The sequence below is a fragment of the Chryseobacterium sp. KBW03 genome, from assembly GCF_003852415.1.
Classification (GTDB): domain Bacteria; phylum Bacteroidota; class Bacteroidia; order Flavobacteriales; family Weeksellaceae; genus Chryseobacterium; species Chryseobacterium viscerum.
On the sequence record NZ_QAJO01000003.1, the window covers coordinates 552,426 to 566,614 of the forward strand.

Sequence of the window (14,189 nt, forward strand, 5' to 3'; positions counted from 1 at the left end):
TACAAAAAACTCTTAGCTCTGATCAATAAGAACCGTATTTTTATATTTGTGAAGGTTTTTAAATAGACACTTTTAATAGCAAAAAAATGAATACAACCCATACATATCAAGCATTCGCTGTTGCAAAGGACGGAACACGACAGCTTATTGACGCAGAATCTATTATTATACAGCTTGAGGAAGAGGAAATTGAAATTCCACTATCACCACCACATCCAGTTTTTCAGGGAAAATTAACTCTGGTTACGGGATCAGCCATACAAGGCAGGGAGAATGAAAGGGAAGGAGGAACTCAATTTGTCATAGAACCGGGAGCCTCAAATGTGATTCATGTCACTCCAAAAAAGTTCTGATTTGTACAAAATCTACCATGAATACTAATTTTCCTATATCCCGTACAGATCGCTCAACAAAACATTTTTATCTTTGTGAAAAATAGAAGTATGAAGTATTTGTTTATCATTGCTTGTTTTGTCTGTTCTTTTTTCAGCCAGGCACAGCAAAAACAGGATCCATGGAAAGACAGCCAGCTGATGGACCCGGCGTTACTGGCTTCCAGAATTGTACAAAATAAAACAAAAGATGTGGTCATTGTTTCTGTAGGACCTGAAGCTATCATCAAAGGTTCTGTAGATATCGGACCTACGCACGAGCCTGAAAATCTGGAAAAACTAAGAAATTATCTTAAAAATGTTCCTAAAAACAAAGAAATTGTCATCTACTGTGGATGCTGTCCTTTCGTGAAATGTCCTAATATACGCCCTGCTTTTGCATTGTTGATGGAAATGGGATTCAAAAATGCGAAACTATTAAATCTTCCGAAAAATATCAAAACAGATTGGCTAGACAAAGATTACCCTACAAATGATTAATATGAAGACCGGTTTTATCGTATTATTTTTAACGATTTTCTCAGGACCTATTTTTTCTCAAACTAAAATAGAAATAGGGCAGAAGGCTCCTGAAATTACAATGACTAAGGCAGACGGAGCTTTATTTTCACTTTCAACTTTAAAGGGGAAGCTGGTTCTGATCGATTTCTGGGCCACATGGTGTGCTCCCTGTGTAGAGGAACAGCCTCAACTGAAAACAATTTATGATACCTATTCAGACCAGATAAAAAACAATGCGTTTGAAATTCTGGGGGTTTCTTTAGATAAGAATAAAGAAAGCTGGGAAAAAGCCATCAATAGATTTGGTATCAACTGGATACAGATAAGTGATTTGAAATTCTGGAAAAGTCCTGTTGCTAAACTTTACGAGATTGATGAACTTCCCTTTAACGTTATCATCGATGGACAGGGAACTATTGTAGCCAAAAACCTTCATGGTAAGGATCTGGATGAATTTTTAAAGAAAAATTTAAGTCAGAATTAATAGATAAAATCTTATAGATATTTAAAAAGAGCAGTAAATAAATTACTGCTCTTTTTAGTTGAAAAGAAGTATTTGTGTATTAGAATCTTGTGTACAAAATAATTTGAAAACATCATTGTGAAAACAGACAAATGACCATGAGGGAATAAATCATTGTGTCCGATAAAATATTCTATTTAAGTTCTATGAGTAGCTGTAATTGAATTTGATCGCGTATTTTTCATGTATATTGTTATTATGATTGTAAATATAATAAATTATTTCAATTATATCACTAAAACATGAAATATTAAAAATTATTTATTATTAGCTCTATTTCATTAAAATGCTGTTCATACACAAAGAATATAATTTTCGTATCTGTTTCAAAGTTGTTGATATACAAAAGTAAAGGGGCTTTCACTTCATCTACTAATTTTGGTCTTATGAAAAAGAATTTCTTCCTTCGTTCGGCACTTTCAGTTATTTTGCTGATGCACAGTGTGATTTCTATATTCAGTGGAGATGTCAATAATTTTGGACATATTTATCTGGACAGTATAGGATTCTATCCTGCAGGGGTTTATATAGCCTGGGCATTGAAACTGACACACCTCGTCTCAGTTCCATTAATTTGGATCGATAGATGGATCAAACCAGTGGCTATTTCTAACATACTCATTTTTGTTTTCGGAATCTATTATGTACACTGGCAGAACGGCTGGTTTGTAGTAGGGGGCGGAACTAATGGGATTGAATTCAGTATCCTGCTGATTTTCTGTTTTTTCAATCTTATGTATCCTGAAGTTGATTTAAAATTTCTGAATAAAAAGAACACTTAGACATCCGGTAAAAACTTCAATTTTTACCATTAAAAGGGTATAAAACCAGTAGTTTGTAGATCATTGTTTTCATTTGGTAGACTTATATTTCTATATTTGATTGAACAATCAGTACTTTGTGCTATTAAATCATCATAAGCTTGAAACCAGACCATACATCTAAGTTACGGATTCATTTGCTTTTTTGGATATTGTATTATATTCTGGAAGTTTACCTTGACTTTTATTGGTCCAGGTATCAGTTTCCGGACTTCAAATGGCAAATAAGACTTCAGAATACCCTTATTCTGGAGCTGGGTTATTTTTTGGTTAAAATTCCATTAGCGTATGCTTTGCTGTATGTATATGAGAAAGTTCGTTTTAAAGAATTTTTAAAATATCTGTGCTATATTTTTATTGTGATAATCGCTGTTTTAGGACATCGGTTTTTAGCCCATAATATCATTTATCCTTATATTTATGACGTCACAGAAACGTTGGATGGTAAGCAGGCATCGGGATTTATCAATGGTTATGTAGCATTCAATTCTTTTATGGATCTTATTTTTATGGTAGGACTTATTTTCGGGGTTGAGATTACAAGGCAGAAGAATCTTTTAAAAGAACAGATCTCACAGCTAAAGTCGGAAAAACTGGATCAGGAGCTGACGATGCTCAAGGCACAGATCAATCCGCATTTTCTTTTCAATACTCTCAATAATATCTACGGAATGGCTCTCAAAAAGGCTGATGAAACTCCGGATGTTATTCTTCAGCTTTCCAAGGTAATGCGGTATAATATCTATGAAGCGGCAGAAAAAACCATTTCCATAGCGAAGGATATTGAAAATATTAAGGATTTTATACAGATCCAGAAAATACGACACCGCCAGCTTACGGTGAATTTTAAAGAGGATATTGATAATCCTTCTCAGGAAATTTCACCGCTGATATTGATCCAGTTTGTAGAAAATGCCTTCAAACATGGAGTTTCCGAAAGTTTAGGAGATACATTTATCACCATTGATATTCAGTTGAGAAACAAAATCCTTACGTATTTCATAGAAAATTCCAAAGAAGGAAGACCTCACGAGCATTCTACGAAGATAGGTCTGAAGAATATCCGCAGACAGCTTGAACTGCTTTATCCTTTTCATACCCTTGCCGTAGAGGATTATAATGACCACTATATTGTAAAACTAACCATAGATTTCCATGATACACTCAGCCTCTAAAAAATACAACTGCATTATTGTAGAAGATGAACCTATTGCCGCAGAAATTCTGGAGAGCTTTGTATCCCGGGATCCGGAACTGAACCTGGTAGGAAAATGTGCCGACGCCGTATATGCCAGCAGTCTTTTGAGCATTCATGAGGTGGATCTGATGTTTCTGGATCTTCATCTTCCGGTGGTAAAAGGGTTTGATTTTCTGAGGAAGATAAAAAATCCTCCATTTGTTATCGTTACCACAGCTTATCATCAGTATGCGGTGGAGGGCTATGAGCTGGATATTGCAGATTATCTGATGAAACCTATTCCGTATGACCGTTTTCTGACGGCTGTCGAAAAATTCAAGCATTTAATGGAAGCAGAAGATGCTTTACTGGAAATATCTGAACGTGATTATATTTTTATCAGCAGTGGTAAAAAGCAGGTTAAAATCATTTTAGAGGATATTTTTTACATCGAAAGCTTAAGGGAATACATTAATATTCATACAAAAACAGAAACTTTTACTTTCAAAATGCCCATCAGCAAAATGGAGGAAACATTGCCTCCTAAAAAGTTTGCCCGCATTCATAAATCATATATCATATCCAAATCAAAAATCGAAGTAAAGTCTGCTAATATTGTTCAGATCAATGGAAAAAAACTGCCTGTTGGCAGGACTTATAAACCGTTGCTGGAGCTTTAAGATTGGAATGAAATTGTTTAAAACCACCGCGTCAAAAATTCTTTCAATTTTCGCCATCCCTTCAGAGGAAGAGAATTCTCAATGCTTCAATCCAAAGGTTTGCAATTATAAATAAATTTAGTGTATTATTTCAATGTTGAATAATGATTTGGCTTAATGATTAGCAATAATCTTAAGCCAATTTCTTTTTTTAAAATAGTTTAAGACCAACGATCCCAACAACAATCAGTAAGGCAGAAAGTAATCTTAAAATACTTGCAGAGTCCTGAAAAAACAGAATCCCTACCAATAAAGTTCCTACTGCACCAATTCCTGTCCAGACGGCATATGCTGTTCCGATAGGAATACTTTTCTGAGCATACCAGAGAAATCCGCCGCTAATGGTCATACACAAGACTGAAAACATGATCCAGCTCCATTTGTTATTTTCCGGCTGTTGAGAGAGTTTAAGCCCTAAAGGCCAACCTATTTCAAAAATTCCTGCAATAATTAATGCAATCCAGTTCATATTATTTATTTTAATGATGTTTTCTACTGTTACAAAATTACCGTTATCTATTCATATCCAATAATATAAACTAAGTGACACAGCAAAAATCAAAGATAAAACGGAGTATACAGTCCATGAAACGTTCAACATTTTAAAATAAAATGGGTCTCTGAATATCATGAATATTAATATCTTTAAGCAATAAAAATACGTATATAGCCAATTCATTTTAATTATGCTGACAGACATTATTTCACCCCAACTCAATGTTATTTTTTGTGGAATTAATCCCGGTTTAAAATCATCCAATGACGGACATCATTTTTCAGGCAGGAGTAACCGTTTCTGGAAGGTTCTTCATCAGTCAGGTTTTACACCCCATGAGATTGAGGCGGTGAATGATACTTCTCTTCTGGATTTCGGATATGGATTAACAACTGCTGTAGCCAGAGCTACTTCCCGCGCTGATGAGCTTTCAAAAGAGGAGTTTGATGAAGCCCTCGAAAGTTTTAAATCAAAAATATCGAAATACCAACCGCGATATGTGGCTTTTCTTGGTAAAGCTGCTTACAAAGCTTTTTCTAAAAAGAAAGAAATTCTGTGGGGCGAACAGCCAGAAGATTTCTGTGGAGCAAAAATCTGGGTTTTACCCAACACCAGCGGCCTGAACCGTGGATTTTCTCTTGAAAGTCTGGTTACCTATTATAAAGAGTTTTATGATTCTGTTCATGAATCCTGATGGTTATGCTTTATTGGGTTTGCTTACATATTTATTCCCTTTCACAAAAAAACGCCATGGCAAAAGCGCATCTTCCTGTGCATAAGCAACGCCAATACGAGGTCCTTTAATGATTTCTTCCGGAGTATATGAAATACCATGATCCTCAATCCAGATTTCATTTCCCGTTAAATCTTTTTTGTTGAATGACCTGTCAATTCCTAATGCTTTGGCAGCAGATCCCGGGCCGGCAGAAATAGCAGCTTTAGAAGCCGGCATATTTCTCCTCAACTCCATGATTTCTTTACCGATCAAAGGTTCAACAGCTCTTACCAGAACTGCGTGAGGATCGTCTTCCACGGAAGTGACTATATTGAAAAGATGATGAATTCCATAGCATAGATACACATAAGAAACTCCGCCACTGTTGTACAGGATTTCAGTTCGGTCTGTACGCCTGCCGCCATAGGCATGGGAAGCTTTATCCTGAACGCCAAAATAGGCTTCTGTTTCAACAATGATTCCGGCTGTGGTTTCACCATTGAGTTCCGTAAAGAGAACTTTCCCCAAAAGATCCTGAGCTAAAAAAAGAACATCCTGATTGGAATAATAGGAGTGTGGTAGTTTCATGAATGGTTTTAGACATTATTCACTCAAATTTAGTGATAATCTTGTAAAAATAGAAGAGCTGGAGAATTAAGTAAAAAAGGTACCACAAAAAGTCACATTTCATAAAATAGTGATTAATTTGGCATATCCATTGTTGTTGTCAATGTAACATCACTTTACATCACTATAAAAATATCGGTTTTTGACACTATTATTCCCCGGAGCAATCCGGGGGATTTTTGTTTAATCCTGAAACAAGAAAGTCCCACATTATGTGAGACTTTCATTATTATTTTCCTCCCGGAGGACAGTGTTCTTTCAAATACTTGGTGAACATGGTCGCCAGGTGCAATGATGTTCCTTCTCCTTCATCAATAGAGTGGGTACGGTTAGGATAAGACATCAGCTGAAACTGTTTGTTGTATTTTACCAGTTCATTGATATAAACCTCAGTATTCTGATAATGTACATTGTCGTCACCTGTTCCGTGAACGAGTAGAAGATTTCCTTTTAGATTTTTAGCATAAGCCAGTGGAGATCCGTTTACAAAATCTTCTCTGTTCTCCTGTGGAAGTCCCATATAACGTTCCTGATAGATATTGTCGTAGAACAACTGATTGGCAACCGGGGCAATAGCAATTCCTGTCTGGTAAATATCAGGGTACTGTCCTAAAAGGTTCAGGGTAGAAGAACCGCCACCGCTCCAGCCCCATACGGCAACTCTTGAAGTATCGGCATACGGCCATTTTGCAAATAAAGCTTTGGCTCCCATTGCCTGGTCGCGGATATTCAACTGTCCTATTTTGCGGTAGACAGATTTTCTCCATTCACGGCCTCTTGGTGCGGGCGTTCCGCGGTTTTCAAGGGAAACATATAAGTAGCCGTCTTCAGCCATATCTCCGACATATAATTCGTTCCAGCCTGTATAGAAACTATCTGTTACCGTTTGTGTTGCCGGTTCCCCATATACCATGAAAACGATCGGATATTTTTTATTAGGATCAAAATTTTTAGGTTTTACTACCCATCCGTCCAGTGTAACTCCATCCTGTGTCGTAACCTGGAAAAACTCTGCCTTAGATCTTGCAGGATCTGCTTTGGCTGATCTCTTGGCGGGAACCAATTCTTTATGTTCAGGGAGTGAAACTACAGAGCCTATTGAAATGGTATTGATGCTGTTATTCGTAAACATTGCAATCTTCCCATTGGGCGATATTGTATACTGATTAGAACCTGTAAAAGCTCCAGGCGTTACTTTTTGGGCATTTCCTCCTTTCATGCTTACTTTGTACAGATATTTCTGGGTAGCATTATTCGGTGAAGCCAAAAAGTAGATCTGTTTGTTCTGAACATCAAAAAACTCAGGCTTAATCACATCAAAAGCATCTTTTGTAATCAATGTTTCTTTACCGCTCATATCTATTTTATAAATATGTCTCCATCCGTCTTTTTCAGAAAGCCAAAGGAACTCTTTTCCATTGTCAATCCAGTCCCAGCCACTTGGGTCATTGTCGTTCCAGCGGGATTTGATATCGATCCATGCCGCATCTGTTTCTGTATAAATGGTTTTACTGCTTCCAGAACCCGCATCTGCCACGATAATTTTACTTTGATTCTGTTTTCTGTTCAGCTGCTGCAGAATAACGGATTTGGAATCCAGTACCCATTCCATTCTTGGGATATAGTTTTGCATTTCATCCCCTGCAATATCAGCTTTCTTTGAAGATTTGGAAGCCAGATCATAAAACCAGATACTGCATCCGGAAGGATTTTCGCCCACCTTTGGATATTCTACCGGAATGGTAAATGAATACAGGCTGTCGGTATTATTGATCATCAGGAAGTTTTTAGTGCCACGTGCATCAAGCTTCCAGTAAGCGATTTTATTACCATCGGGAGACCATCTGAAGCCATCCTGAGTTCCGAATTCTTCTTCATATACCCAGTCGAAAGTACCATTGATCATGCCATCCGTTCCGTCTGTAGTAATTTTGGTAAGCTGATTGTTGGAAAGATCCTCAACATAAATATTATGCTTAGACACATAAGCCACTTTTTTACCATCCGGTGAGTACTTTGCAAACATCAGTGATGAAGCTGGTAAGCCTTTTCCAAGCTGGGTAAGCTTTTTAGTATTTTTATCGAAAATCCAGTAATCTCCACGGGTATTATCTCTCCATACTTTCTTTGTATTGGCAAAGAGCAATAAACTTTTGTCATCGGGAGATACCTGAAAGCTTTGTACCTGAAGTGCTTCAGAACTTCCGGCAGGAACCAGCTCACTGCTGCTTAAAAGCGTCTGGTCTTTTCCGGGATGCAGCACATCCACGATTTCAACCCCTTTTTTAGTAAATGAATAATAAGCATTGCCATCAGGAGTCCACTGTGTTTTTTGTGCCGCAAATGGCGACAGACACAGAAAATACAATGCAATGACCGTTAGTTTTTTGATATTCTTCATAGATATTATTTGGATTAAGCTAAATGCTCAGCTCTGTAATTTTCAATTTCCTCAACTGTTTTGATCAATCCGTCACCGAGAAGTCTGTAACTGTCATCTGTAATCAGGAAATCATCTTCAACACGGATTCCTCCGAAATTTCGGTATTCATTTACTTTATCATAATTAATAAAGTCTGCATTTTTATTTTCAGCCTGCCACATGTCGATCAGGTCCGGAATCATATAAATACCCGGCTCAACCGTTACTACAAATCCGGATTCCAAAGCTTTTCCTAAGCGTAAAGATTTCAGTCCGAATGTTTTGGTATCTTTGGGCTCTTCTTCAGTATAGCCAATATATTGTTCTCCAAGGTCTTCCATATCGTGTACATCAAGTCCCATCATATGCCCCAGTCCGCACTGGAAAAATAGGGTATGGGCATGATTCTTTACCGCATCTTCAGGATTTCCTTTCATCAATCCAAGGTCGATAAGACCTTCTACCAGATGCTGGGCAGCTTTTAAGTGAATATCTTTGAATCGTATTCCCGGCTTCAGAAGACTTTGAGCATTATTAAAAGCATTCAGAACCACTTCATACATTTCCTTCTGCTTCGTAGTAAAGGTTTTACTTACAGGAAACGTTCTGGTAAGATCGCCTGCATATCCCATCGCTGTTTCCGCTCCGGAATCATTCAGGAAAAGATCACCTTCTTTCATCGTATTAAGGCGGTAATGATTATGCAGAATACCACCGTTTATCGTTACAATCGGAGGATAAGACATCTGGCATTCTTTATTGGCAGCAAGATGCTGGATGGCATTGGCAATTTCATATTCTTTCATCCCCGGTTTTGCTGCAAGCATCGCCAGTAAATGCATTTCATTGGATACATTCACAGCCTGTTCTATCTGTACAATTTCCTGAGATTCTTTGATGGATCGCTGCTTTACAATGGCTTTGATCATTTCTACAGAAGGCTGTAATTCGACTATTTTAATCCCAAGAAGATCAGCCAGCAAAATTTTATTGGAAGACTGATATGGAGGAAGATAGTGCACTTTTCTGCCTGAAGTCTGTGCTTTTACAATATACTGAGAAAGTTCCGCATAAGGCAACGTTTCCTGTACACCGGATTTCAGACTTTTTTCTTTGAGGGTCTCCTGTCTGCCCATCCATACGATATCATCTATGCTTAATTCATCTCCGAAAATAATGGTCTTATTCTCATCAATATCGATAACGGCTGCAATACGGGGTTCCTGAATCCCGAAATAATATAAATAGGTACTGTCCTGACGGAAATAATAAGGATTGTGTTCAAAATTCACAGGGTTCTCTATATTTCCCAAAAACAATAAAATTCCGCTTTCTACATTGGTTTGTAATACGGTTCTTCTGTCCTGGTAGGTGGTTGCTGAAAACATATTATGAATATTTTTTATTTAAAGGTTTAATTTACGATTTGTATTATCAAAAGACTTCTTTGTTACAATAAAGATCAGATTTTTGTGACAGGTTGTTAGTTTATTTATGTAATTTTATGCTACCATCTAATTTCATTATAAAATTTCAATGTACTATAAAAACGACACCATCATCATCCGTGAATTTACTCCTGAAGAGTTTTCGTTGTTTTCTACCCTTTTTCAAAATGAAAATGTTACCCGGTATCTTCCTTACAAGACTCCTGAAGAATATAAGGAAATGTTCGACAAAGCATTAGCCGATTATAAAGAAGGACCATTCAGCAGATGGGGAATTTTTACTACTCAAAACAATGATTTTGTTGGAATGTGCCTTGCCAGAGTATTTCTTGACAATCCGGATCAGTTAGAAATAGGGTATACCTTAGCAGAGAATTATTGGGGTAGAGGTCTCGGAACCGAAGTATGCAAAGCGCTTGTTGACTATTGCTATTCATTAGATCATAAAAGAGATATTGTAGCAGTAACCGATCTCGATAATATTGGATCTCAAAAAGTTCTCCTTAAAAGCGGCTTCATTAGAACTGAAAATCTGGTTCGTGAGGATAAAGAGTTGGCTTACTTTATTTTACAGAAAGAGTAAGTCCAAAGAAAAATTAAGGGACGCCACATTTTTGAATTTGTTTCCCACCGATCTCACAGATTTGCACAGATATATTCTTCTTACCAAAACTAAACATAAAGTATCCATAAGGATCTTTGATTTTTAAGCTTTAGTGAACTTCTCAACGGCTTATCTGTCACTTAAGATTTTTTATATTTTGTGACTTTTAACTTCGTTGAATCTTCGATTTGTGGTAAAAGAATAATCAAAGCCATTCACGGAAAACATTTCATTTATCAGATAATTTATCATAACTTGCAGAGATTATGATGTCGAAACGTTGCAAATACGCACTCAAAGCAATGGTCAGATTAGCAAGGAATTATAACCAGGGCTTTCTGGCGACTTCTATTATTGCACAAGATGAGAACATCCCTAAGAAATTTCTGGAACAAATTCTTCTTGAACTGAAAAGAGCAAAACTGGTTAACAGTAAGCAGGGCAAAGTAGGAGGCTACTACCTGTTAAAATCGCCTGATGATGTCTCATTAGCAGATATTTACCGTATTTTCGATGGACCTATCGCTCTTACCCCTTGTGTATCTTTAAACTTTTACGAAGCCTGTGATGACTGTGTAGATGAAGCAGTCTGCTATCTGAGAAAAGAATTAATGATCGTTCGTGAAAAGACCAGAACAAGCATGATGGAAGCCACTCTGACGAAGTTTATCAACAACAAATAATTTTTTTTCATTTAAATTCGACCATTTTGATAGGAGTTATAGAATTTTATATATATTTGCAAGACTAAAATCTCAATTCAACATGGAAAACAGTCTTGAAAATGAATACGAAAATCTATTGAAAGTGGCTTCTGAAGCTTATTTTCAAACTAATGGACTAGAAATACTGACTGAAAAATTCCCGGGTAAAGTGATCTTTTCAACCAGTTTCAGTTACGAAGATCAGGTCATCACTCATCTGATAAAAGATTTATCTGTTGATATATTCACCCTGGATACGGGAAGACTTTTTGAACAGACCTACGAAACCTGGACATCTACAAAAGCTTTTTTCAAAAAGAAAATCAAAGCCTATTATCCGAATATGGAAGAGCTCAGAGAATTTGTAACAGAAAATGGTCCCGATTCTTTTTATCAATCCGTAGAGAAGAGGAAAGCTTGCTGTACCATCCGAAAGGTTCATCCTTTAAAAAAAGCACTGGAAGGCTATGAAGTATGGATTACCGGTCTCAGAGCTGAACATTCGGCCAACAGACAGAATATGCCCCAGATGGAATGGGATCCGGATAATAAGATTATTAAGTATCATCCCATCCTTCACTGGACCTCAGAACAGGTGACAGAATATGTGAAAGCATATCATTTACCTTACAATCATCTTCATAAAAAAGGATTTGTCAGTATAGGATGCGAGCCCTGTACCAGAGCAATCAAAGAAGGGGAAGATTTCAGAGCCGGCCGATGGTGGTGGGAAGATGCCAACAAAAAAGAATGCGGTCTGCATATTCATCAATAAAAAAAGAAAAAAATGTCAATACATCAGTTAAACTATTTAGATCAGCTGGAAGCCGAATCTATTTACATATTAAGAGAGGTAGCAGGCCAGTTTGAACGTCCTGCCTTATTATTCAGCGGGGGGAAAGACAGTATTGTACTGGCCCATCTCGCAAGAAAAGCATTTTTCCATGGCAAAATCCCGTTTACATTTGTTCATGTAGATACCGGACACAATTTTCCGGAAGTGTTGGACTTCCGCGATCAACTTGTAAAACAGTTGGATGTCAATCTGGCAGTCAGAAAAGTGGAGGATACTATTAAAAGCAAAAAATTGACTGAGGCTAAAGGTAAATTTCCAAGCAGAAACTGGCTGCAAACCTATACACTTCTTGATACTATTGAAGAATTTGAATTTGATGCCTGCATTGGAGGAGCCAGAAGAGATGAAGAAAAAGCCCGTGCCAAAGAAAGAATCTTCTCTGTTCGTGATGAATTCGGGCAGTGGGATCCTAAACTTCAGCGTCCAGAGCTTTGGAATATTTTCAACGGAAAAATCCATAAAGGAGAAAATGTAAGAGTATTCCCGATTAGCAATTGGACAGAGCTTGATATCTGGAACTATATCCGGAGGGAAAAAATTGCATTACCTTCTATTTATTTCTCGCATGAAAGGGAAGTGGTAGATTTTAATGGTCAATGGCTTGCTAATTCGTCACACGTTTTCTTAGAGCCGGAAGATATTATCGCCACGAAAAAAATACGATACCGTACCGTAGGAGACATGACATGTACTGCAGCTGTAGAATCTAATGCCATAACAATAGATGCTGTTATCGAAGAAATTATAGCAACCAGAATTTCTGAACGCGGAGAAACAAGAATTGACGACAGGGTAACAGAAGCCGCAATGGAAGACCGGAAAAAAGGAGGCTACTTCTAGATAAGCAATCAGCGATGAGTCATAAGTAATAGGACAGACAACCTTAACTTATTTAATAATAAAATTACTCATTGCCCATTACTCATTATTTATAACAAAAATCGGATGGATATATTAAGATTTATAACAGCAGGAAGCGTAGATGACGGTAAAAGTACCCTTATCGGCAGGCTGCTTTACGATAGCAAAAGTATTTTACAGGACCAGTTGGAAGTCCTTGAAAAACATTCAAAAAACAAAAATGAAGACGGAGTTGACCTTGCCCTTTTAACGGACGGTCTGCGCGCAGAAAGAGAACAGGGAATCACCATTGATGTTGCCTACCGCTATTTTTCAACCGCAAAAAGAAAATTTATCATTGCTGATGCTCCGGGACACGTGCAGTATACCCGCAATATGATCACCGGAGCGTCCAACTCTGATCTGATGGTGATTCTGATCGATGCACGAAAAGGCGTGATTGAACAAACCAGAAGACATTCCATCATCGCTTCTTTATTACAGTTGAAAAAAGTTGCTGTAGCCATCAACAAAATGGATATGGTAGATTATTCCGAAGAAGTTTTTGAAAATATAAAATCAGAATATGCAAAAATTGCAGAAAACCTGGGATTAAACGATGTCAGTTATTTCCCGATCTCAGCATTAAAAGGAGATAATATTGTTTCAAAATCGTCCAGAACAGAATGGTACGAAGAAAGCTCCCTCCTGGAATATCTTGAAGAAGTAACGTTAAATGAAGAAACGAATAACGGAAGCCGTTTTCAGGTCCAGTATGTAATACGTCCTCAAACGGAAGAACTTCACGATTACAGAGGATATGCCGGACAGATTTTAAGCGGAAAATTCACAAAAGGAGACAAAATCCAGATTCTTCCTGCAGATCTGACCACTGAAATCACCAAAATTGAGATTAATGGCATTGAAAAAGAAGAAGCTTTTGAAGGCCAGCCAGCCGTGATCCACCTCGCTCATGATGTAGATATCAGCCGGGGAGATATTTTTGCCACGGAAGAGCATGTTCCCACAGTTGAAAAAGACCTTGAAATTCTTTTATGCTGGCTAGATCAAAAACCGTTGCAGCTGGGGAATAAATACCTTCTGCAGCAAAACAGCAGACTTGTAAAAGCAGTTGTAAAAGAGGTAGATTACAAGATCAACGTCAACACCCTGGTTCGGGAACAGACCGATAGCGAAATTAAGCTAAACGAAATTGTAAAAGTTACACTCCGTACAGCACAACCTCTGGTGTATGACAGCTTTACCAATAATAAAACAACGGGCTCGGCTATTTTGGTAGATGAAACGTCCAATTCAACGGTCGCAGCCTGTATAATTCAATAG

Annotated in this window: 16 protein-coding genes; 12 read left to right on the forward strand and 4 right to left on the reverse strand. The window is 37.5% G+C overall.

Annotated elements, in window-relative coordinates; genetic code table 11:
* The first annotated feature begins 86 nt into the window (after positions 1-86).
* The 6 genes from DBR39_RS06400 (at position 87) to DBR39_RS06425 (ending at position 4,094) form a co-directional block, all read left to right on the forward strand.
* Positions 87-353 (forward strand): hypothetical protein, encoded by a 267-nt coding sequence (locus tag DBR39_RS06400; protein ID WP_124531514.1) that lies wholly within the window; start codon positions 87-89, stop codon positions 351-353.
* A gap of 90 nt (positions 354-443) precedes the next feature.
* Positions 444-872 carry a rhodanese-like domain-containing protein gene (locus DBR39_RS06405; RefSeq protein ID WP_124531516.1) on the forward strand — a complete coding sequence of 143 codons (429 nt, stop codon included), beginning with the start codon at positions 444-446 and terminating at the stop codon, positions 870-872.
* Between the two features lies 1 nt (position 873).
* Positions 874-1,377, forward strand: a complete 504-nt coding sequence (locus DBR39_RS06410; protein WP_228447778.1) for a TlpA family protein disulfide reductase — start codon at positions 874-876, stop codon at positions 1,375-1,377.
* A 425-nt stretch (positions 1,378-1,802) separates the two neighbouring features.
* Positions 1,803-2,198 (forward strand): DoxX family protein, encoded by a 396-nt coding sequence (locus DBR39_RS06415; RefSeq protein ID WP_124531521.1) that lies wholly within the window; start codon positions 1,803-1,805, stop codon positions 2,196-2,198.
* Positions 2,199-2,338: 140 nt separating this feature from the next.
* Positions 2,339-3,412 (forward strand): sensor histidine kinase, encoded by a 1,074-nt coding sequence (locus DBR39_RS06420; RefSeq protein WP_124531523.1) that lies wholly within the window; start codon positions 2,339-2,341, stop codon positions 3,410-3,412.
* On the forward strand, positions 3,393-4,094 hold the full coding sequence (locus DBR39_RS06425; protein ID WP_185147142.1) for a LytR/AlgR family response regulator transcription factor: 702 nt from the start codon (positions 3,393-3,395) through the stop codon (positions 4,092-4,094). The genes DBR39_RS06420 and DBR39_RS06425 overlap by 20 nt, the downstream gene beginning before the upstream one ends.
* Positions 4,095-4,284: 190 nt before the next feature.
* Here the strand turns inward: DBR39_RS06425 and DBR39_RS06430 are convergent, their stop codons facing one another.
* The gene (locus DBR39_RS06430; protein ID WP_103234005.1) at positions 4,285-4,602 is read right to left on the reverse strand and encodes a DMT family transporter; all 318 of its coding nucleotides are present in this window, start codon (positions 4,600-4,602) and stop codon (positions 4,285-4,287) included.
* Positions 4,603-4,819: 217 nt separating this feature from the next.
* On the opposite strand from DBR39_RS06430, the gene mug reads away from it, so the two are divergent.
* The gene (gene mug / locus DBR39_RS06435; RefSeq protein ID WP_124531525.1) at positions 4,820-5,323 is read left to right on the forward strand and encodes a G/U mismatch-specific DNA glycosylase; all 504 of its coding nucleotides are present in this window, start codon (positions 4,820-4,822) and stop codon (positions 5,321-5,323) included.
* A gap of 3 nt (positions 5,324-5,326) precedes the next feature.
* On the opposite strand, the gene DBR39_RS06440 is transcribed toward mug, so the two are convergent.
* From DBR39_RS06440 to DBR39_RS06450, 3 genes are all read right to left on the reverse strand, one after another.
* Positions 5,327-5,932: a DNA-3-methyladenine glycosylase gene (locus tag DBR39_RS06440; protein WP_124531527.1), complete on the reverse strand. Its 606-nt coding sequence runs from the start codon at positions 5,930-5,932 to the stop codon at positions 5,327-5,329.
* 268 nt (positions 5,933-6,200) lie between these two features.
* Positions 6,201-8,372, reverse strand: coding sequence for a S9 family peptidase (locus DBR39_RS06445; RefSeq protein ID WP_124531529.1), 2,172 nt, complete (start codon positions 8,370-8,372; stop codon positions 6,201-6,203).
* A 14-nt stretch (positions 8,373-8,386) separates the two neighbouring features.
* Positions 8,387-9,781 carry an aminopeptidase P family protein gene (locus DBR39_RS06450; protein ID WP_124531531.1) on the reverse strand — a complete coding sequence of 465 codons (1,395 nt, stop codon included), beginning with the start codon at positions 9,779-9,781 and terminating at the stop codon, positions 8,387-8,389.
* A gap of 148 nt (positions 9,782-9,929) precedes the next feature.
* On the opposite strand from DBR39_RS06450, the gene DBR39_RS06455 reads away from it, so the two are divergent.
* From DBR39_RS06455 to DBR39_RS06475, 5 genes are all read left to right on the forward strand, one after another.
* Positions 9,930-10,424, forward strand: coding sequence for a GNAT family N-acetyltransferase (locus DBR39_RS06455; protein ID WP_124531533.1), 495 nt, complete (start codon positions 9,930-9,932; stop codon positions 10,422-10,424).
* Positions 10,425-10,711: 287 nt separating this feature from the next.
* Positions 10,712-11,128 carry an RrF2 family transcriptional regulator gene (locus DBR39_RS06460; RefSeq protein WP_103234505.1) on the forward strand — a complete coding sequence of 139 codons (417 nt, stop codon included), beginning with the start codon at positions 10,712-10,714 and terminating at the stop codon, positions 11,126-11,128.
* A gap of 82 nt (positions 11,129-11,210) precedes the next feature.
* Positions 11,211-11,924, forward strand: a complete 714-nt coding sequence (locus DBR39_RS06465) for a phosphoadenylyl-sulfate reductase (RefSeq protein WP_124531535.1) — start codon at positions 11,211-11,213, stop codon at positions 11,922-11,924.
* A gap of 12 nt (positions 11,925-11,936) precedes the next feature.
* The gene (gene cysD, locus DBR39_RS06470; protein WP_124531537.1) at positions 11,937-12,845 is read left to right on the forward strand and encodes a sulfate adenylyltransferase subunit CysD; all 909 of its coding nucleotides are present in this window, start codon (positions 11,937-11,939) and stop codon (positions 12,843-12,845) included.
* Between the two features lie 105 nt (positions 12,846-12,950).
* Positions 12,951-14,189 carry a sulfate adenylyltransferase subunit 1 gene (locus tag DBR39_RS06475; RefSeq protein ID WP_124531539.1) on the forward strand — a complete coding sequence of 413 codons (1,239 nt, stop codon included), beginning with the start codon at positions 12,951-12,953 and terminating at the stop codon, positions 14,187-14,189.